Raw genomic sequence first — 19,576 nt, 5'->3', positions numbered from 1 at the left:
TAAACTGAAATTTGGGAGGGGTATAGAGAAATAGAGGTATTTTTCTTCTCCCTTTTAAAAAGCTTGACAAGATTGAGAATTTTAATATAATTAAAGTTTATATATATATTAAGGAGGGGCTAAAATGAGACGTAGAAAGGCAGAGGAGAGAGAAGTTGAACCTGACCCAAAGTATAAGAATGTAATTGCAGGTAAGTTTATAAACTCTCTAATGTGGGATGGTAAAAAGTATTTAGCTGAGCGTATATTTTATGATGCATTAAAGATTGTCGAAGATAAGACAAAGACGGCTGGCACATCTGTTTTATCTCAGGCGATAAACAATGTTAAACCGACAGTAGAGGTGAGGCCACGCCGGATTGGTGGTGCTACTTATCAAGTTCCGCGTGAGGTGAGAGCCTCAAGGAGGTTCTCCTTAGCTATAAGGTGGTTAATTCAAGCTGCACGCGATAAAAAGGGCCATCCTATGGCAGAGAAGTTGGCCGATGAGTTAATTCTTGCATCTAAAAGTGAAGGTACCGCTTATAAACGTAAGGAGGATATGCACAAGATGGCTGAAGCAAATAAGGCGTTTGCTCATTACAGGTGGTAAAAAGATGGCTGAAGTTACTGAAAATTTTAATCCCGCGCATAAAGTATGTGCTGGACGTAATATAGGGATAATTGCCCATATAGATGCAGGTAAGACGACGACTACAGAGCGTATGCTTTATTACACGCACTGCATCCATAAAATAGGTGAAGTAGATGAGGGTTCTGCAACTATGGACTGGATGGAGGAGGAAAAAGAGCGTGGTATTACTATAACAGCGGCTGCTATAACTTGCTACTGGAGGGGTAAGAGAATTAATATAATAGATACACCTGGTCATATTGATTTCACTGGTGAAGTTGAGCGTTCTTTAAGGGTGCTTGATGGTGCAATTATGATATTTAGTGCAGTTGAGGGAGTAGAGTCACAATCGGAGTCAGTATGGTACCAAGCGGATAGGTATCAAGTTCCGAGGCTTGTCTATATAAATAAGCTTGATAGAATAGGAGCTGACCCATATCACTGTATAAACATGATAAAAGATAGGTTAGCAGGTCATCCACTCATCTTACAACTCCCTGTGGGTATAGAAGAAAGTTTTCATGGTGTTTGTGATGTACTGTCTGGTAAATTAATAGAATGGCCACCAGGGGGTGACGGAGCGAAGTTCAAGGTAAGTGAGGTTCCGAGCAGTCTAAAGGCACAGTTTGAGCTGGCAAAGAAGGACTTACTTGAGGCTATCTCAATTGAAGATGACCGTATTGGAGAAGTATATCTTGAAGGCAAAGTAGTTGAGAGAGAAGAATTAATTAGAGCTATACGAAGGCTGACAATTAAGAATAGGTTTGTCCCAGTATTTTTTGGTTCTTCATTAAAGAATACAGGAGTCCAACCTTTACTTGATGGTATAGTAGATTATTTACCATCCCCCATAGACCGTCGTCCGGTAGAAGGTAAAAATCTTCTTACAGGCCAAATTGAAAAACTGAAGCCCGATCCGGAGTCTCCATTTTGTGCATTAGTGTTCAAACTTCAGACAACGCCTCATGGTAAACTTTTCTATTTACGTATTTATTCTGGTAAAATCAAGCCCGGCTCAGTGGTTTTAAACACGAATACAGGATTAAAGGGACGGATTTCACAAATATTTTTGATGTACGCTGACAGGCAGGAAATAATAGAGGAAGCGAGTGCAGGTGACATTGTGGCAGTTTATGGGCTTAAAGAGTCGCGAACAGGTGATACTATTTCAGCGCCCGGTTTTCCAATAATGTTAGAAGGCTTGAAATTTCCTGAGCCAGTCATTTCAGCGACAATAGAGCCAAAGACTCGTAGTGATGGAGACAAGCTTTCTATAATATTGAATAAATTGACCATTGATGACCCAACATTTAAGGTTAAAACAGATTCTGATACAGGAGAGGTAGTAGTGTCGGGCATGGGTGAATTACATCTTGAGGTGTTGACACAGCGAATGGAGCGTGAGTTTTCTCTTAAAACTCGGTTTACAAATCCACGTGTAGCATATAGGGAAACTATAACAAGGGTAGTACGTGAGCGTGGTCAATTTATCAAGCAAAGTGGTGGTCGTGGTCAGTATGGTGATGTTGAGCTTGAGCTTAAGCCTCTGGAAAGAGGTGGGGGATTTAAATTCAAGGAAAAGGTGCGCGATGGCTCTATTCCACGTGAATATTGGGGTGCAATCCGTAAAGGAGTAGAAGCATCTATGAAGGTAGGCGTTTTGGGTGGATTCCCAATAGTTGATTTAGAAGTAGTCCTACTTGGTGGCTCTTACCACTCAATAGATTCATCCGATATCGCATTTGAGATGGCTGCATCAATTGCGTTTAAGAAGGGTATGGAAAGGGGTAAGCCAGTGCTTTTGGAGCCAATGATGAGGCTTGAAATAATTGTGCCACCTGAGTATCTTGGTGCTATATTAGACGATTTAAGTACCAGGGGGGGCAGAGTTTTAAGTTTATCGGGAAGTGAGGTTAGACATACAGTGATAGCTTCTTGTCCTCTTCGCAAATTATTTGGTTATGCAACTGTTCTGCGGTCTATCACACAGGGTAGGGTAGTTCATCTAATGAAGTTTGATACTTATCAACCACTACCCCAGGAGGAGCAAGATTTAGTGTTGAAGAAGATAAGAGGCTACTGAATGAAATGCTAAATTCTAAATTATAAATGCTGAATGTTGAATTAAGAAATTCATAATTGAGCATTAAGAATTAAGCATTTCTATAGAAAGGAGGGTATGATGCCAAAGGAAAAATTTAAACGCACTAAGCCCCACTTGAATATAGGGACTATAGGGCATGTTGACCATGGAAAGACGACATTGACATCGGCTATCACTAAGGTATTAGAGACAAAGGGGCTTGCAAAGTTTGTACCTTTTGATGAAATAGACAAGGCACCTGAGGAGAGGGCTCGTGGGCTGACAATATGTCTGTACCACGGTGAGTACGAGACTGCAAATCGTCACTATGCTCACATAGATTGCCCTGGTCATCGTGATTACATAAAAAATATGATAACTGGAGCAGCTCAAATGGATGGTGCAATTCTTGTAGTCTCATCAGCAGATGGAGCACAGGCACAGACAAGGGAGCATGTTCTTCTTGCACGCCAAGTAAACGTACCTGCTATGGTAGTGTTCTTGAATAAGATAGACCAAGTTGACGACCCTGAACTTATTGACCTTGTGGAGCTTGAGGTTAGAGACCTCTTAAAAAAGTATGAGTTTCCTGGAGATAAAGTGCCTGTGGTTAAAGGGTCTGCCTTAAAGTGTTTAGAAGCTAAAGACCCAACTTGCGAGGACTGCAAATTTGTATGGGAATTGATGGATGCAGTGGATAAATTCATACCAGAACCTACAAGGGAGATAGATAAGCCATTTCTTATGTCTGTAGAGGACGTTTTTACAATTACAGGCAGGGGGACTGTTGGTACTGGCAGAATAGAACGCGGTAAGATAAGACCTGGCGACCCCGTGGACATTGTTGGATTTAAGCCGACACGCCAGACAGTGGCAACAAGCTTAGAGATGTTTAGAAAGGTTTTGGATGAAGCTATTGCAGGCGATAATATTGGTATACTTGTTCGCGGGATTGAGAAAGACGAACTTCAGCGTGGTATGGTGATAGCAGCACCCGGGACAATAACTCCATACAAGAGATTTAAGGGCCAGGTGTATGTCTTAACTAAAGAGGAAGGCGGCCGTCACACACCATTCTTTACAGGTTATGCACCTCAATTTTATTTCAGGACAATGGATGTAACAGGAAGCGTAAAACTTCCCGAAGGTGTAGAGATGGTGATGCCTGGTGATAACGTGGAGCTTGAAGCATCTCTTATCTATCCTGTGGCTATGGAGAAAGAGATGCGGTTTGCGATAAGGGAAGGCGGTCAAACAGTAGGAGCAGGTGTAGTGACTGCGACATTAGAATAAATGGAAAGGATAAGGATAAAACTAAAGGCATACGATCATGCGCTTCTCGATCGGTCTGCACAGGAGATTGTGAATGTAGTTCGTGAGACAGGGGCAAAAGTTTCAGGTCCAATTCCATTGCCTACGAAGCGTAGCTTGTACACAGTGTTACGTTCTCCTTTTATTAATAAGAAATCACGTGAGCAATTTGAGCTTACCATCCACAAACGGCTTATTGAGGTTAGTGACCCAACAAAGCGAACTACAGAGGCATTAACAAGACTTGACTTACCAGCAGGAGTAGATGTTGAAATAAAAACTTGAAATCATTGAGGTAGACAGAGTTCGTTGAGGTAAACAGAGGGGGCTCAGCCTAAATCAATGATATTCAGTTTAACTCAATGAGATGCTTGGATTAATAGGTAAAAAAATTGGGATGATGCAGATTTTTAGCGAGAAAGGTATAGCTATTCCAGTAACTATGGTTATGGTAGAGCCTAATGTTATTATACATCGTAAGACCAAATCAACAGATGGCTATGATGCCTGTGTACTTGGATTTGGGGCTAAGAAGAAATCAAATCGTCCATATTCTGGGGTATTTAAGTCGCAGGGTATAAAGCCAACCAATGTCTTACGTGAAATAAGAGACCCTCCACCAGATTGGGGGATAGGTAAACAAATAACGGCATCTATATTTTCTACAGGTTCAATAGTAGAGGTGACTTCTTATTCCAAGGGATGCGGTTTTGCAGGAGGTGTGAAACGGCATGGCTTCTCCGGTGGCCCAGCAGCTCATGGGTCAAAGTTTCACGCACGTCCAGGCTCTGTTGGGGCAAGAAAATTTCCTGCAAGAGTTGTAAAGGGACACCCACTTCCCGGCAGAATGGGGGGTAATAAAGTAACGGCGCGAAATGTTGAAGTAATCAAGGTTGATGAGGCTAAAAATTTGCTATTTTTAAAAGGACAGGTTCCGGGGCCAAGAAATGCTTTAGTTTTGGTAAAATGCAAGTAAAAATAAATACATAAAAATGAACTTACTCCATTTACAAAAGAGGCATTGGCATTTATTGGCTGTTTTTCTTGCTATATTGGTAATATTAAGTGTCTATGTGGTATTAGATACTATAGGAACTAATCCTGAAGATTGGGCTAAAAGGAGTTATTACTTAAAAGTGTATGTGATTGGGTTTTGCGTCCTTATAACGCTTTTTGTAGTCTATACTGTATTAAAAGAAGCTGAGATTCAGCGTCTTATGAGAGAACTATTTACAGAAATGAAAAAGGAAGAGAGATTATTGACGGCAGAAAAATTTGCAAAAATTACTACCGAGCAACTCCAGGAGTCACTTGAAGTGATTCGTTTAGCTGCAGAATACCTAAAGTCTAAACTGGAGAGAAAAGGAGAGGCAGAAGAAATAAAGCATTTAGAGCATATCGAAAAGGAATTAAATCGAGCTAATAGTTTTATAGACGAGATTTTAAAATTACCTGAGTCAATAAGCGAGTATTAAATTATGCTAAAGTTAAATGTATATTCAAAAGATGGCAATATTGTAGGGGAATACACTCTACCCATCGATATATTTGGAATAAAGCCAAACGATGGTGCTATTTATGAAGCAATTCGTATGTATCAAGCAAATAAGAGACAGGGAACTGCATCAACAAAGACAAGAGGTGAAGTAAGGGGTGGTGGAAGGAAGCCATGGGTGCAAAAACATACAGGGAGGGCAAGAGCTGGCTCAATAAGGTCTCCTCTTTGGCCGGGTGGCGGAATTGTTTTTGGTCCGAAACCAAGAAATTATTATTATAAAATACCGAGAAAAAAGTTAAGACTTGCCCTTCTTTCTGCATTGAGTTATAAAACAATGGAAGGTAAAATTCTACTGCTTGACAAACTTGATTTTACTGAGCAGAAGACAAAATTGTTTAATGCTATGCTTGGTGCTCTTGGCTTAAACTCAAAGAAGAGTATACTGTTTGTATCATCCAACTTAAAGCGTGAAGATAACTTTTATAAAGCAGGTAGAAATATAAAAGGTGTAGAATTTAAAAATGCAAATGACTTAAATGCACTTGATGTTCTCTCTACAGATATTCTTGTCTTTCCTTTGGATGCACTTAAATCTTTTTTGGAAATTAAGAGATGAAAGACGCAAGGACTACAATTCTTTATCCAATTGTAACTGAAAAGGCTGTACAGTTGAAAGACAAAGCCAATAAGTATACTTTTTGTGTGGCTATAGAGGCTAACAGGATTGAGATAAAGCGTGCAGTAGAGCAACTTTTTAAAGTAAAAGTATTAAAAGTAACTACACAAAGGATGAAAGGTAAACCAAAGAGACTTGGACGATTTGAAGGAAGAAGAGAAAATTGGAAGAAGGCAATATGTACACTTGAAGAAGGCAATAAAATAGAAATATTTGAAGGAGTGTAATACATGAGAGCTAATAGGGAAGAGGGATGAGCATGCGGATAATAAGGGAAATAGAAATTGAGGGCAAAGATGCAACCACATTGTTTGATACAGGTTCGTTTAACACTTATGTTGAAAGACGAATTTTGAAAGGAGTCTCCATTTATAAAATTCCAAAGTTTAAGGTGTCTCTTGGTGGTACAGTGTTCGAAGTTAAAGAGGCCTGCATAATCAAAGGGAAAATAGAGGGACTTGACTTTGACACCTATGTAATACCTGTTAATGATTTAGGGACAGTTGATGGCAAGAAATTACACGCAATTATTGGAGCGATGACCATGGAGAAGTGGGAAATAAAAATTGATACGAAAACGGGTGAATTGGATCTGAGTGGTTTGAAAAGAAGAGAATTTACAGAATATTTAGTAAATAAATATACTGACCCCAGAAGGTAGGAGTGAGTTTAAAGATTTACGATGCGTCCGGTAGGTTAGTGGAGACACTGGTAAATGGAAGTAAAGAGCACGGGTATTATAATATGACATGGGCTGCCAAAGGATTTCCGGCTGGTGTGTATTTTGCAAAGTTTGAAGCATGCGATTATATTTCAATTAAGAAGCTTATTTTAATGTAATAAGAAAAGAAATGGGTATAAAGAAGAGAAAACCGGTGACATCTACTCAGAGATATCAGACTTACGATGATTTTTCTGATATAACTAAACGAGAACCTGAAAAGTCTTTGTTAGCTCCCCTTCCACGCACTGGTGGAAGAGGTAACTTTGGTAGTATAACTTCAAGACATAGGGGTGGCAGGCATAAACGGATGTATAGGATTATTGACTTCAAGCGTGATAAATTTGGCATTCCTGCAACTGTAGAAGCTATAGAATATGACCCAAATCGCTCTTCAAGAATAGCTTTGCTTATGTATAAAGATGGGGAAAAGAGATATGTAATTGCTCCGTTAGGTTTAAAGCCCGGGGATGAGATTATCTCAGGCCCAGGCTCTCCGCTAAAGATTGGTAACACACTCCCTTTACGTGAAATTCCACTTGGTATGGAAATCTATAATCTTGAGCTTACTCCAGGACGAGGTGGTGAGCTTGTCCGTTCTGCTGGTAACTCTGCTCAAATTCTTGCAAAAGAAGAACCTTATGCTCATGTGAGGCTTCCATCGGGTGAGATAAGGCTCATAAGACTTGATTGCCTCGCAACAATTGGTAGGACATCTAATCCTGACCATGGAAGTATAGTTTTAGGTAAGGCTGGGAGGAGTAGGTATTTGGGACGACGTCCAAGAACAAGGGGCACTCATATGAATCCTGTTGACCATCCAATGGGTGGCGGTGAGGGCAAATCAAAGGGGCATATCCCACGTTCCCCTACAGGCGTACCGGCAAAGGGATTCAAGACGAGGGGTAAAAAGCTATCAGATAAGTATATAATAAAACGGAGAAAGTAAATGGCAAGGTCTCTTAAAAAAGGGGTTTGGGTTGATAAGAAATTAGTTGATAAGCTCAAAAAGATAGATAAAACAAAAGAAAAAAAGATTATAAAGACTTGGTCAAGGAGGTCAGTTATAATACCTGATTTTGTTGGTCATACAATTGCTATCCATGACGGTCGCAAGCATGTTCCAGTTTATATAACTGAAAATATGGTAGGACATCGACTTGGTGAGTTTGCACCCACCCGTACATTTAGGGCGCATGGTGGAAGAAAAGCAAGAGCTGAGGAGGTAAGTTGATGGAAGGTATAGCTTGTCAAAAATATGTTGGAGTAGCTTCAAAAAAATTAAAGAGACTTGCAGAGCCTCTCAAGGGAAAAAGTGTTCGTGATGCAGAAAGCATATTAAAATTCTCACCGAGTCCCTCATCTAAGTGGCTTCAGAGAGCAATACATTCTGCAGCATCAAATCTTAAAAACAAACTCGGTCCCGGCGCTCCTACTACAGATGAGGATTTATGGATATATACCATAAAAATTGACCGTGGTCCTGCATATAAGAGGCTCAACCCAAGGGCTATGGGACGAGCAGACATAATGAGGAGAAGGACTTCTCATATCACAGTGATAGTGAAGAGTGAATAATGGGACAGAAGACACATCCAACTGCATTTAGACTTGGAATCACTGAGGATTGGAGTTCCAAATGGTTTACAAAAAACGAGGTTGCAAAGTTTATTCAAGAAGACTATATGATAAGGAGGTATATAACCAAGAGAATAAAAGGTGGTGCTATCTCAAAGATACAGATTCAACGTACCCCGAAGCGTGTTATAATAACAATACATACAGCAAGACCCGGAATAGTCATTGGTAGGAAGGGAGCTTTAATAGATAGATTAAGGGATGAGCTTAAACTTGCAGTTTCTCGTGATGTTGCGATTGAAGTTCAGGAAATAAGGGATCCTGAACTTGATGCCACTCTTGTAGCTGAAAGTGTTGCCCGTCGAATTGAGCAAAGGGTATCTTACCGTAGAGCAATGAAGAGAGCAGTAGCTGAGGCTATGAAGCTGGGTGCAAAGGGGATAAGGGTTGCAACTAAGGGCCGACTAATGGGTGCAGAAATTGCGCGCTGTGAATGGTATAGAGAAGGAAAAATTCCTCTCCATACAATAAGGGCAAAAATTGACTATGCATGCACAACTGCACGTGTAGTGTATGGGATGATAGGAATAAAAGTGTGGATTTATAAGGGGGAAACCACTTAATTATGTTAATGCCAAAACGTACAAAATTTAGGAAACAACACAGGGGACGAATGAAAGGTAAAGCAAAAGGTGGTACTCGTATAGCTTTTGGAGACTGGGCTATCCAATCGCTTGAGCCTGCTTGGATAAGTAGTCGTCAGATTGAAGCTTGTAGAGTAGCTATAACTCGTCACCTTAAGCGAGGCGGAAAAGTTTGGCTCCGTATTTTTCCTGATAAGCCTATCAGTAAGAAACCAGCAGAGACAAGGATGGGTAAAGGGAAGGGGGAACCAGAATATTGGGTAGCTGTAGTTAAGCCGGGTAGAATTTTATTTGAACTTGCTGGTGTTGCTGAAGATGTAGCAAGAGAGGCTGTAAGACTTGGGGCATCAAAATTACCAATTAAGACAAGATTTTTAAAGAGGAGTGAATTTTATAGATGAAAGCTAAAGAGTTGCGCGAACTCTTGCCAGATGAACTCGATTCAAAATTACACGAGTTGCGTGAAGAACTATTTTCACTTAGGTTTAAACATAAGACTCAAAGTATCTCAAATCCATTAAAACTTAGGACTTTAAGAAGAGATATTGCAAGAGTCCTTACAATTAAACATGAGAAAGAGATTAGAGGGCAAGGTAGTAAGTGATAAGCAAAATAAGACAATAATTGTGGAGGTTGAAAGGATGGTTCTTCATCCACTATACAAAAAATACATCCGTCGTCATACTCGTGTTGCCTGCCATGATTCACAAAATACAGCAAAAGTTGGGGATAAGGTAGTAATAGAAGCAACGAGACCTATATCAAAAACAAAACATTGGAGGTTAGTAAAGATTGCTGGTAAGTAATAATGATTCAAAGGTTTACAAGGCTAAAAATAGCCGACAATTCGGGTGCCAAAATAGGGATGTGCATTGGAATTTCAGGTGGTGGTTCAAGGAGGTATGCGAGTCTTGGAGATATAATAACAGTTGTTATAAAGGATGCATTACCACAATCACAAATGAAGAAGAGTAGTATACAGCGAGCAGTTATAGTGAGGGTAAAAAAGGAGTGTAGGAGAGAAGATGGTAGTTATATAAGATTTGACGAAAATGCCTGTGTCCTAATAAATAAGGAGGGTGAGCCAATTGGGACAAGGGTATTTGGTCCGATTGCACGAGAATTAAGGGAAAAGAAATTTATGAAGATTGCCTCACTGGCATCTGAAGTAATATGAGACTTAAAAAAGGCGATATTGTACGTGTAATGAGTGGAGAATATAAAGGTAAACAAGGTAAGATTTTAAGAATTTTTCCTTCACACAGTGTCTGTATAGTAGAGGGAGTTAATTTTCAGATAAAACACCAAAGACCAACATCACCAGATCAGCAGGCAGGTAGGCTTAAAAAGGAGGGTCCGGTTCATATTTCAAACCTTAAACTCATCTGTCCCAAATGTGGTATGCCAACAAAAATTGGTAAGAAAAAGGTAGGAGACATATTTACAAGGATATGCAAAAAGTGTGGAGAAATGATAGAAGCATGATACCCAGATTAAAAGAGAAATACAAGAGTCATATTTTGCCTGAGCTTATGAAAAAGCTTAAGTATAAAAATCCTCATCAAGTCCCTCTACTTGAAAAAATTGTCGTAAATATGGGGATAGGTGAAGCTATACAGGACCAAAAAATCTTAGACGCCGGCGTCAATGATTTAGCTCTAATAACAGGTCAACGTCCGTTAGTTACTTATGCAAGAAAGTCAGTAGCTGCCTTTAAATTAAGGAAAGGTAAACCTATAGGCTGCAAAGTAACTCTGAGAGGTGATAGAATGTACGAATTTCTTGACCGTCTCATTAATTTTGCTATTCCAAGAATAAGAGATTTTAGGGGACTTAATCCTAATTCATTTGATGCTTATGGGAATTACACCTTTGGAGTCTCGGAGCAGATGATATTTCCTGAAATCTCTTATGACAAAGTTAAACACACTTTAGGTATGGATATAACTATATGCGTTAAGTGTGAGCGTAAAGAGGACTCGCGTGAGTTATTGAAAGCGTTTGGTATGCCATTCAAGGGGTAACTAATGGCAAAAAAGAGCTGGATAGCTAAACAGAAGAGACCACCAAAGTTTAAGACAAGACAATATCAACGATGCGCAATTTGTGGTCGTTCAAGGGCAGTTTACAGAAAATTTGGTCTCTGTAGGATTTGCTTTAGACAACTTGCTCTTAGAGGTGAACTCCCGGGAGTTAAAAAAGCAAGCTGGTAAAACTATAATTAGTGATTTATAAAGATGAGTTTCTTCGACAATTTGTAATTATCTAACACTAACTGATAGAAATAAACACCAGAACCTACCTTTTTACCTAAATTATCAGTACCATCCCAGGAAACGGCAGTGGTAAGTGACAAGTGGTCGGTGATTAGTGGAAAAGACTTGACTAATCTGCCAGTAATGTCGTAAATTTGTAGCGTATGGGTTTGATTAATCAACCTACTACTTAATCCCTTAATCCTAATCACTGTAGTTTTGGTAAATGGATTTGGTAAATTCTGGAATAGAACAATCTTTACCTGTCTCTCCTTGAGCTCTTTTACTGCAACCACTGGTGGCCATATATATACGTTGTCAATATACCAGCCCTCTCTAACCTCAGAACCGTCTGTATTCAGTCTGAACCTGATTTGCACTATTGTACCTGCTGGATAGGTAAAATCATAAGTTTCGTGTTCCCATCCATCACTGCCACCATCCCAGCGGTCAAGTTGAGTCCATCCACTTCCATTTACACTAATTTCTAAATAAGCGTAGTCGTAGCCCAACTCTGTGTCATACCAGTGGTCAAACTCAAGATGTGAATTAGATGTAATAAGAATTTCTCTACTCGTAATGGATGCGTTCATATTGTTATCATATTGCCAGCTCCCCTCATTTCCACAATACCAAGAATGAGTTGGGGAGGCGTATCTATGCTCGGTTATATGCCATAAGTCATTAGCACCTGAATGCGTCCACTGTAAAGTATCGCATTCCATATCATCATAGAAACCAGGGCTTCCTATAACTATTGAGAAGCTATTTGTAGTTGAATATCCGTCACCTGCCAGTGTTAGTTCACAGATAGGTTGATAAGGAGTAGGGCATCCCGAGTCAATTGATAGCGTGTAATATGTGGATGAAGTATCCTCTTCACCAGCTGATACATCACCAAAGCTTGCAGTGTCAACAAGAATATTAATATAAGGAGATTGCGTTACAATAGTTCCTGTTACATTTGATAGATTTTCAGTGCCACGATTTTTAATTATTATTGAAATACCAACAATCTCACCAGGTTCTGGGATTGAATCATTATTGCCACCAGACCCAGAATCGTTAATTAAATATCCTTTATAAGTGAGACAAGGGCCTAATATTGGTTTACTTTCAATTGCATCTAAATCAAAGCCTGCATAGGGGGTATTGGGATTGCCATCACCATCATCAATAATTTTTACATACCTTGCTTCATCATACCCTACTATTCCTATATCAAAACTCTGTGTCCCATATCCTGTGCCAACTGAAACAAATGGACCATTCCAAATATTTGAAATTAGAACTTCATACCCCTCATCAGAGACACCGTCATCACCTTCATAAACAGTGAAAATACCGGTGATTGGTGTATTCTCACCCATATCGAGAACTATGTTTCCACTCACTCCGATAGAGAGAAAAGCATCATCTGGTACTCCAAGTACATCTGTGGTCAGGGTACGATTAGTATGAGCATCATTAGGGTCTGCAACACATGCCCATACAATACGGTGTGCATAACAACCACCACCCGGCGTAAGGGTAACATCTAATTGAGTAACCAAATCACTAACCGTTACTCCCGGTATTGTTTTGGTTAAGTATCCATTAGCAGAGACTTCAACAGTATAAGTACCGGGTAGTAGAATACGGTGATAGTCACCGAGTCTTGAATCTGTGTATATTGGCCAGTGTATTTCCTTAATATCTACTCTTGCATCCAGTGGAGCTCCTGTTATTGAGTCGGTCACAATTCCTGCAATCCCTATATCACCAGCCCTATTTATCATTGAAAGTATTGCCTCCCTATTGGACTCACAAACACCTTCTGGATTATCAGGATAAGGTGTTTCTATTGTATAGTCAATAATCCCTTCACATCCATACATAGCATCTTGGCAACTACCATGGACTCCATACCAATACCAGCCTCGAATTAACTCATATCCTGTAGAGTCTGCATAATCTTTGCCGATGTTCATCATTATAGTATCTACCTGAGGGTATATTGGTGAATAGTCCCAAAGAGTGTTTACAATTCTCACGTCAGAGCCTACATTAGGAGCTGAATGGTAATCAAACCCGAGTACAAATCTATTCTCTAACACATTTTTTCTCATCGCTTGAGTTTCTGGCTGTGAGAATGGGCCAGGACTTCCACCCCATCCTTCCCACATATATCCATAATCACGATTTAAATCTACTCCATTTGCATTCTCTCTTGTATTATGGTAAACACCATCAGGATTGACCATCGGGATAAACCATATCTCCCTTGAATCAACGAGCTCTTTTATATGTGGACTTGTTGAATAGTTATCAGTTAGATAGTGAATCATATAAAGAACAATCTCTGTTGCAATATGTTCATCCCCATGATGGCATCCAGTAAATCTAATACCTGGCTCATTCTCATGAGCTATTGGATTATCTGAAATCTTCATTCCAAGTATCAACCTATTTTGGACTGAATAGCCTATTGTATCAAGTGTTGCAATATGTGGATAATTAGTTGCTACTTCAATCATTTCTTGAACCACTTGCTCGTATGTATGATATTGCTTTTTCTCCAATATTCTCTTGGATAGTTCTCTGTAATCCTCAAATATGACCTTCACCTCGTATCCTAAAGACTTGAGATGCTCTATTTCTTTATCATCCAAAATAGCTCTCGCATAGGAATCACCTGCATCTACGATTGTAATCTTTAATCTACCAAGTTTATAAACTTCATTGTGAGTTTTAATTGGAATTTCAACTAACCTTTTAGGTAGCTGAAGTGAGAGTAATGTAATAAGAATATAAATTGCGTTCATCTCACTTAATTATAATATAATTATATGTTAAAAAAGTTTGTCAAGTTTTTTAGTAAAACACAATGGAAAAACTATGTCACTTACACAACAAGGTAGCATAACTGCAACAACTGCGATAATAAAAACACTCCCTATATGATGTATCCAATGGGTAAATCCAAATGATAAAAGGTAAAGTATTGAAGCCATACTGCTAACTAATACATGAGCTCCATGTGAATACTGGGTACTCTTTTCAACTATATTTGGAACAAAGTAGCTAACTGCAATACCTAATATGACAAATGGTAGGATAATCTGTGGGTGCTCAATCACACATATATGCAGTCGCATACGAACACCTAATAGAGTACCGCTCAAAAATGGTATTCCTATATCACTTATCCCACATATCGCAACTGAGCCAATAAATCCAATAACAAAAGCCTTTACAATTTTTCGCTCATGTTTCCAAAACATAGCTGTAGTCACAGTAGAGCTTAAAAGTAAATGGATTGGGTGAAATATATGAAAAAGGTCGTAAGAAGCTTCAGGTAACAGCTCTTCCCTTCCTATCGCTGTGACAATAAAAGTTAAAATTCCCATACTTATTAAGCCAATTATAACACCAAAAATTGTATAAGGGATGTGCTCGGCAAGTTCAATAAGAATGTGTTTTACCCCACCTTTTTCATGAAATTCCATTTTTATTTATATATTTTCTCTTTTTCTTCATTCTTTAGTATTCTCAAAGTTGCTTGTGCAAGAGCTAACATTTCATTCTCCCCGGGGTAAACAAGTATAGGTGCTATAAATGAGATTCTCTCTTTTATCCAGTTGATTAGCATATTAGAATTTGCTGCCCCTCCCGTAATGACTATGACATCCACTTTTCCTTTAAGTACTGTAGCCATTGCCCCTATCTCTTTTGCAATTTGATAAGCCATAGCCTCAAGATAAAACTTTGCTTTTTCGTCGTGTTTAGCTATCCTTTCCTCTACTTCTTCTACTTTATTTGTTTCAAGATAAGCTATAAGTCCACCATTACCTACTATTCTCTTTTTAAGCCAACTTTCGTCATACTTTCCAGAAAAGCATAACTTAACAAGTTGATATACGGGTAGTCCGCCACTTCGCTCAGGTGAAAATGGTCCTTCTTCATTTGCATTGTTGCTGTCCACTATTCGGCCTCTCTTAATTGGACAGATAGATATACCTCCACCGATATGTGCTACTATAAGATTTATTTCTTCCAATGATTTACCAAGTTCCTTTGATGCTTTCTTTGCCATAGCTTTTATGTTTAAGGTATGCTGTAGTGCTATTCTTTTAATTTCTGGTATACCCGACACCCTTGAAAGGGGCTCAAATTCATCAACTGATACAGGGTCAGCTGTAAATGAGGGTACACCAAGCTCATTTCCAATCTCAAATGCCAGCAGCGGACCTATATTTGATATATGCTCACTTTGAACTCGTCCTTCTTTGATATCGTTAACCATAGCTTCATTTATTCTATAAGTTCCACTTTCTAATGGTTTTAATAGCCCTCCTCTACCCACAACTGCATTGACATCTTTCCCGCCTGTCAAAGCAAAGCGGCGGGCAGGTATTCTCCATTCATTAAGTATATTTTTAATCATTTGCTTCCTAAATTCAAGCTGTTCTATAGCACTTGAATATTTTTTGAGTTCTTCCTGTGAATGCTCAATTTTTACCCTATTTATCTCTTTATCATTCTCAAAGAGTGCAACAATAGTTGATGTAGAGCCCGGATTTATGACAAATATCTTATATTTACGCATCCTTACCTCCTGTTATAATAAATATTATAATAGTCTACAATTGGAGAGTGTCAAGTTCAAATTTGCAAAAATTAAAAAACTCGACAATTTTTATTTGGCTTGTAATGTGTATAAAAATGACATTATAAGTGATAAAAGAACTGCCAGCAATTTATAGCACAAGCCGATTGGCTTGAAACGAGGAGAGATGAGAGGATATAGGTTAGTAAAGTGGTGTGTATTTTTTGTTTTTTGTTTTTGGGCGTTGGCTAATGGGAGTTCTACAGTTCCTGTGAAAAAATCTGGTTCTAATATTAGAAAGACAATTCCATATATAGATATTGAGACGGGAACGTACTTACCGGCTTGGGTATTGAAGAGTAAATAATGCCCCCTCTCTCTTGCAAAGACTCAACCAGCTACAACAAAAGGACGTAAAGTTAACATCCTTGGTCCTGAAGGCTTTGAGACTGCAGTCCCGCCATCCGGATGGAGCCAGTTTTCATCTCCATGGGACCAATCATCTAATATATGGTTTAGAGGAGAGGATGCCGGGCACGATGGCAATTATGTAGCATGGATAAACTATGACCAATACTATGTTCAGGAGCAAGTTTTACAGACACCTGTATTGGATTTTTCAAGTTACACGGGTTGTACGCTTACATTTTATGCGTGGCAGAGCAGTAACTATGACGATTATCTCGTTATTGGGGTTGTAACCCAAGGTGGTGGTGTAAATGACCCGACATGGACTTCTTTAGGCTATCTTTATCAGAGTGGTTCTAACTGGGATGGCTGGTATGCTGACCTATCTGCATACGACGGTCAACCAAGTGTAGTAATTGGATTTGATTATTACACAGCAACACCGGACCAAAATAGTGTAGGTGTAGATTATGTAACTGTGATTGGGATAGGGGGTGGTACACCAGATATATATGTTACACCTGAATCTCTATATTATTATTATGAAGGTCCATCAAAGGTTGCTAAAGTTAATGGATACTGGAATGATAGAGAGGTATGTGTTAAAGTTAATGTACCGGATTTTAAGGTTGAGTCACTTGAAGACGGTACTCAAAAGGTCAACATTGCTGGCTTTGGTCATCTTGGTAAAATTGGTGCACCATACCTACCAGCAAAGATATACACTGTTGCAATACCACCGGGTGCAGTTGTGAAGTCTGTTGATGTGACTGGGACAAGAAATGAGCTCCCCGGCACTTATAACATTATGCCCACACCACCATCTTTGCCACTAAACGATTATCAAGAAATTGTAGCACAGCTAATGGAGCAATACAATGCGAATAAAGATAAATTTTACTCCTCTACTGCACTTTATCCTGCGGTCATAGGTGAACTGCGCGGGACAGGTGGGTTGAGAAGATACAACTTAGTTGATGTTGCCATTTATCCATTTACATATCAACCTGTATCCAAGAAACTTTATTATACACACGATGTTACGATAACAATTAGATATACTATGGACAGCAAGAAAAAAGAAGAGTCTATGAGACTATTATCTGATAATTTAGCAGATGATGCGGCGAGTGAGGTTATTTATAACTACAGCCAGGCAAGAGAGTGGTATGGAAATATTATACCAGCAAAACAGACTTATGATTATGTGATTATAACTACACAAGCAAATACTGGCGACTGTGCTACGTTAGTGAATTGGAAGACTTCACTTGGCTACAGTGTGAATGTAGTGACAAAAGAATGGATAAATACTAATTACACAGGGAATGATATACAGCAAAAGATACGCAACTTTTTGCGTGATAAATATCCAAGTAGCCAGTGGGGTATAAAGTATGTGCTTATTGTAGGTGATAACAATAATATACCTATGCGTATATGTACTCCTTATAATAATGACCCAGATGGTCCAATGAATGACCCACAGTGCTCTCCTATACCAACTGATTTATATTATGCTGAATTGACAGCCCCAGACAATACATCCTGGAATAGTGACGGTGACAGTTACTACGGTGAGGTTTGGGGTCAAAACCATGAGCCACCAGGAGATGATAGACCAGACTATCATGCCGATATCCATTTGGGTAGGATTCCGTGGAGTGATGGTCAAAAAATAAGGCATATATGTGATAAAATAGTGGCATTTGAGCAAAATACTGACCTTACTTATAAGAAAATGGCACTACTTGCTGGTGGAATACTATTTTTTGCTAATGAGAACGGAAACCCCAACATTCCCTTTTATGATGGTGCAAAAGTTATGGAAGATTTGATGGACAACGGGGTTATAGAAAGGGCGAACGCTGCCTACCTATACGAGAAAGAGGGACTATCTCCAAGTCCACATTCCTGTACTGCACCACTTACTGAGCAGAATACAATCAATTACTGGAGTAATAGGGGAATCTTTAATGAGTTTAATCATGGGGCAAATGTAGCATACTATCGGAAGGTATGGGCATGGGATAACGGTAATAACATACCGGAGGATGCTGAAATGCAATGGCCTGAGGCATTTAGCACAAGTTGTGCACCATTAGTAGACGATATCCATCCTGCAATTGGTTTCCTTATGTCATGTCTGTGTGGATATCCAGAGACACTCAATAATCTTGGTGCCGCCCTTTTGTATCAAGGCTGTGCCAGTATAATAGCAGCTACACGTGTCTCATGGGGAACAGGTGAGAACTGGGATTACTATTTCTTTGAGAATTTACTAAAAGATACCTCTACAACGCATGCAAAAGTGGGCGATGCGTTTGATGCTGGCAGGAATGAATATGTTACTAATTTAGGGTTTGAGCACTGGCTTAATCTATACGATTTTGTCCTCTATGGAGATCCAGCCTTATATCACTTTGGTGCGGTTGGTGGTGAATATCTAAGCGGTACTATGCGTGTCCATAATAATGGAGATGGGGTATTGAATGTATCAAATATCTCACACACACAGAACTGGATTGTGTCAACTAATCCTTCATCTTTCTCAGTTAGCCCCGGTGATTCCTGTGGAGTAACAGTTCTTGTAAATCCTAAGGGATTGCCACAGGGGGTATATCGTGATACTCTGAAAATTACTTCTAATGACCCAGATGAAGGTATGTATCCAGTGAAAGTTGTGCTCCGCGTTGGCGTAACTGGGGTTGAAGAAGACGATATTATCTCTAAAGATAAGTCCACTTATGTAATGCTTGATAATTATCCTGACCCATTTACTCATAATACAGCGATTAGGGTTCAGGGTGTAGGGGTTAGTGAAAAAGATAGGGTTGGCTTACAAATTTATGATTTAAGTGGAAGATTGGTTAAGTCTTTTACACTTCCCACTAATCACTTATCACTGACTGCTGCTGTTTCTTGGGATGGTAAAGATGACAGTGGTAGAAAAGTAGCAACAGGCGTCTACTTTATAAAACTTATCGTAGACAATCATAGTAAAGCAACAGATAAGGTAATTTTACTCAAGTAAATTAGGAACGGGAGGCTGTCCAATAATAACATTTTTGACATGGGTAGTGATAAGGTTATTATCTAATCTGCATTTAGCGACTTCTGATACAAAATGAGCTATAGAAAGTTGCCAAGTTTTCCCCATTTTAATAGCATGTTTTCTTTTTTTTTACGGAGAATTTTTAC

26 protein-coding genes are annotated in these 19,576 nt (G+C 39.2%); 22 read left to right on the top strand and 4 right to left on the bottom strand.

Annotated features, from left to right (window positions below):
• The first annotated feature begins 124 nt into the window (after positions 1–124).
• From rpsG to QMD71_00545, 21 genes are all read left to right on the top strand, one after another.
• Positions 125–592 carry a 30S ribosomal protein S7 gene (gene rpsG, locus QMD71_00645; protein MDI6839356.1) on the top strand — a complete coding sequence of 156 codons (468 nt, stop codon included), beginning with the start codon at positions 125–127 and terminating at the stop codon, positions 590–592.
• Between the two features lie 4 nt (positions 593–596).
• A complete protein-coding gene (gene fusA / locus QMD71_00640) occupies positions 597–2,696 on the top strand; it encodes an elongation factor G (GenBank protein MDI6839355.1) in 2,100 nt (699 codons plus the stop codon).
• A 99-nt stretch (positions 2,697–2,795) separates the two neighbouring features.
• Positions 2,796–3,989 (top strand): elongation factor Tu, encoded by a 1,194-nt coding sequence (tuf, locus tag QMD71_00635; GenBank protein ID MDI6839354.1) that lies wholly within the window; start codon positions 2,796–2,798, stop codon positions 3,987–3,989.
• Positions 3,990–4,292, top strand: coding sequence for a 30S ribosomal protein S10 (gene rpsJ, locus QMD71_00630; GenBank protein ID MDI6839353.1), 303 nt, complete (start codon positions 3,990–3,992; stop codon positions 4,290–4,292).
• A gap of 82 nt (positions 4,293–4,374) precedes the next feature.
• Entirely contained in the window at positions 4,375–4,983 is a 609-nt protein-coding gene (gene rplC, locus QMD71_00625; protein MDI6839352.1) for a 50S ribosomal protein L3, read from the top strand.
• 76 nt (positions 4,984–5,059) lie between these two features.
• Complete coding sequence (locus QMD71_00620) at positions 5,060–5,482, top strand: hypothetical protein (GenBank protein MDI6839351.1); 423 nt, start codon at positions 5,060–5,062, stop codon at positions 5,480–5,482.
• 3 nt (positions 5,483–5,485) lie between these two features.
• Positions 5,486–6,121 (top strand): 50S ribosomal protein L4, encoded by a 636-nt coding sequence (gene rplD, locus QMD71_00615; protein ID MDI6839350.1) that lies wholly within the window; start codon positions 5,486–5,488, stop codon positions 6,119–6,121.
• Positions 6,118–6,408, top strand: coding sequence for a 50S ribosomal protein L23 (gene rplW, locus QMD71_00610; GenBank protein ID MDI6839349.1), 291 nt, complete (start codon positions 6,118–6,120; stop codon positions 6,406–6,408). Before rplD ends, rplW begins: the two co-directional genes overlap by 4 nt.
• Positions 6,409–6,434: 26 nt before the next feature.
• Complete coding sequence (locus tag QMD71_00605) at positions 6,435–6,842, top strand: hypothetical protein (protein MDI6839348.1); 408 nt, start codon at positions 6,435–6,437, stop codon at positions 6,840–6,842.
• Between the two features lie 2 nt (positions 6,843–6,844).
• The gene (locus QMD71_00600) at positions 6,845–7,021 is read left to right on the top strand and encodes a T9SS type A sorting domain-containing protein (protein MDI6839347.1); all 177 of its coding nucleotides are present in this window, start codon (positions 6,845–6,847) and stop codon (positions 7,019–7,021) included.
• A gap of 11 nt (positions 7,022–7,032) precedes the next feature.
• Positions 7,033–7,851 (top strand): 50S ribosomal protein L2, encoded by an 819-nt coding sequence (gene rplB, locus QMD71_00595; protein MDI6839346.1) that lies wholly within the window; start codon positions 7,033–7,035, stop codon positions 7,849–7,851.
• Positions 7,852–8,136, top strand: a complete 285-nt coding sequence (gene rpsS, locus QMD71_00590; GenBank protein MDI6839345.1) for a 30S ribosomal protein S19 — start codon at positions 7,852–7,854, stop codon at positions 8,134–8,136. It begins immediately after the preceding gene.
• A complete protein-coding gene (gene rplV / locus QMD71_00585) occupies positions 8,136–8,480 on the top strand; it encodes a 50S ribosomal protein L22 (protein ID MDI6839344.1) in 345 nt (114 codons plus the stop codon). The genes rpsS and rplV overlap by 1 nt, the downstream gene beginning before the upstream one ends.
• On the top strand, positions 8,480–9,103 hold the full coding sequence (gene rpsC / locus QMD71_00580) for a 30S ribosomal protein S3 (GenBank protein ID MDI6839343.1): 624 nt from the start codon (positions 8,480–8,482) through the stop codon (positions 9,101–9,103). The genes rplV and rpsC overlap by 1 nt, the downstream gene beginning before the upstream one ends.
• A gap of 2 nt (positions 9,104–9,105) precedes the next feature.
• Positions 9,106–9,525 carry a 50S ribosomal protein L16 gene (gene rplP / locus QMD71_00575; protein ID MDI6839342.1) on the top strand — a complete coding sequence of 140 codons (420 nt, stop codon included), beginning with the start codon at positions 9,106–9,108 and terminating at the stop codon, positions 9,523–9,525.
• Positions 9,522–9,728: a 50S ribosomal protein L29 gene (gene rpmC, locus QMD71_00570; protein ID MDI6839341.1), complete on the top strand. Its 207-nt coding sequence runs from the start codon at positions 9,522–9,524 to the stop codon at positions 9,726–9,728. Before rplP ends, rpmC begins: the two co-directional genes overlap by 4 nt.
• Entirely contained in the window at positions 9,694–9,930 is a 237-nt protein-coding gene (rpsQ, locus tag QMD71_00565) for a 30S ribosomal protein S17 (GenBank protein MDI6839340.1), read from the top strand. The genes rpmC and rpsQ overlap by 35 nt, the downstream gene beginning before the upstream one ends.
• A 2-nt stretch (positions 9,931–9,932) precedes the next feature.
• A complete protein-coding gene (rplN, locus tag QMD71_00560) occupies positions 9,933–10,301 on the top strand; it encodes a 50S ribosomal protein L14 (protein ID MDI6839339.1) in 369 nt (122 codons plus the stop codon).
• Positions 10,298–10,609: a 50S ribosomal protein L24 gene (rplX, locus tag QMD71_00555; protein ID MDI6839338.1), complete on the top strand. Its 312-nt coding sequence runs from the start codon at positions 10,298–10,300 to the stop codon at positions 10,607–10,609. The genes rplN and rplX overlap by 4 nt, the downstream gene beginning before the upstream one ends.
• Entirely contained in the window at positions 10,576–11,148 is a 573-nt protein-coding gene (gene rplE, locus QMD71_00550) for a 50S ribosomal protein L5 (GenBank protein MDI6839337.1), read from the top strand. Before rplX ends, rplE begins: the two co-directional genes overlap by 34 nt.
• A gap of 3 nt (positions 11,149–11,151) precedes the next feature.
• Positions 11,152–11,337, top strand: a complete 186-nt coding sequence (locus QMD71_00545; GenBank protein ID MDI6839336.1) for a type Z 30S ribosomal protein S14 — start codon at positions 11,152–11,154, stop codon at positions 11,335–11,337.
• A gap of 8 nt (positions 11,338–11,345) precedes the next feature.
• On the opposite strand, the gene QMD71_00540 is transcribed toward QMD71_00545, so the two are convergent.
• The 4 genes from QMD71_00540 to QMD71_00525 all read right to left on the bottom strand — a co-directional run bounded on the left by QMD71_00540 (position 11,346) and on the right by QMD71_00525 (position 16,513).
• Positions 11,346–14,183: a M14 family zinc carboxypeptidase gene (locus QMD71_00540; protein MDI6839335.1), complete on the bottom strand. Its 2,838-nt coding sequence runs from the start codon at positions 14,181–14,183 to the stop codon at positions 11,346–11,348.
• A gap of 27 nt (positions 14,184–14,210) precedes the next feature.
• Complete coding sequence (locus QMD71_00535) at positions 14,211–14,867, bottom strand: hypothetical protein (GenBank protein ID MDI6839334.1); 657 nt, start codon at positions 14,865–14,867, stop codon at positions 14,211–14,213.
• 2 nt (positions 14,868–14,869) lie between these two features.
• Positions 14,870–15,967, bottom strand: coding sequence for a butyrate kinase (gene buk, locus QMD71_00530; GenBank protein ID MDI6839333.1), 1,098 nt, complete (start codon positions 15,965–15,967; stop codon positions 14,870–14,872).
• 390 nt (positions 15,968–16,357) lie between these two features.
• Positions 16,358–16,513: a hypothetical protein gene (locus tag QMD71_00525; protein MDI6839332.1), complete on the bottom strand. Its 156-nt coding sequence runs from the start codon at positions 16,511–16,513 to the stop codon at positions 16,358–16,360.
• 64 nt (positions 16,514–16,577) lie between these two features.
• On the opposite strand from QMD71_00525, the gene QMD71_00520 reads away from it, so the two are divergent.
• A complete protein-coding gene (locus tag QMD71_00520) occupies positions 16,578–19,409 on the top strand; it encodes a C25 family cysteine peptidase (GenBank protein MDI6839331.1) in 2,832 nt (943 codons plus the stop codon).
• The last annotated feature ends 167 nt before the right edge of the window (positions 19,410–19,576 follow it).

The organism is bacterium (assembly GCA_030018315.1).
Taxonomy (GTDB): Bacteria; Hydrothermota; UBA3073; order JACQXS01; family JAGMCI01; genus JASEGA01.
This window is presented reverse-complemented; position numbering and strand designations above follow the sequence as displayed.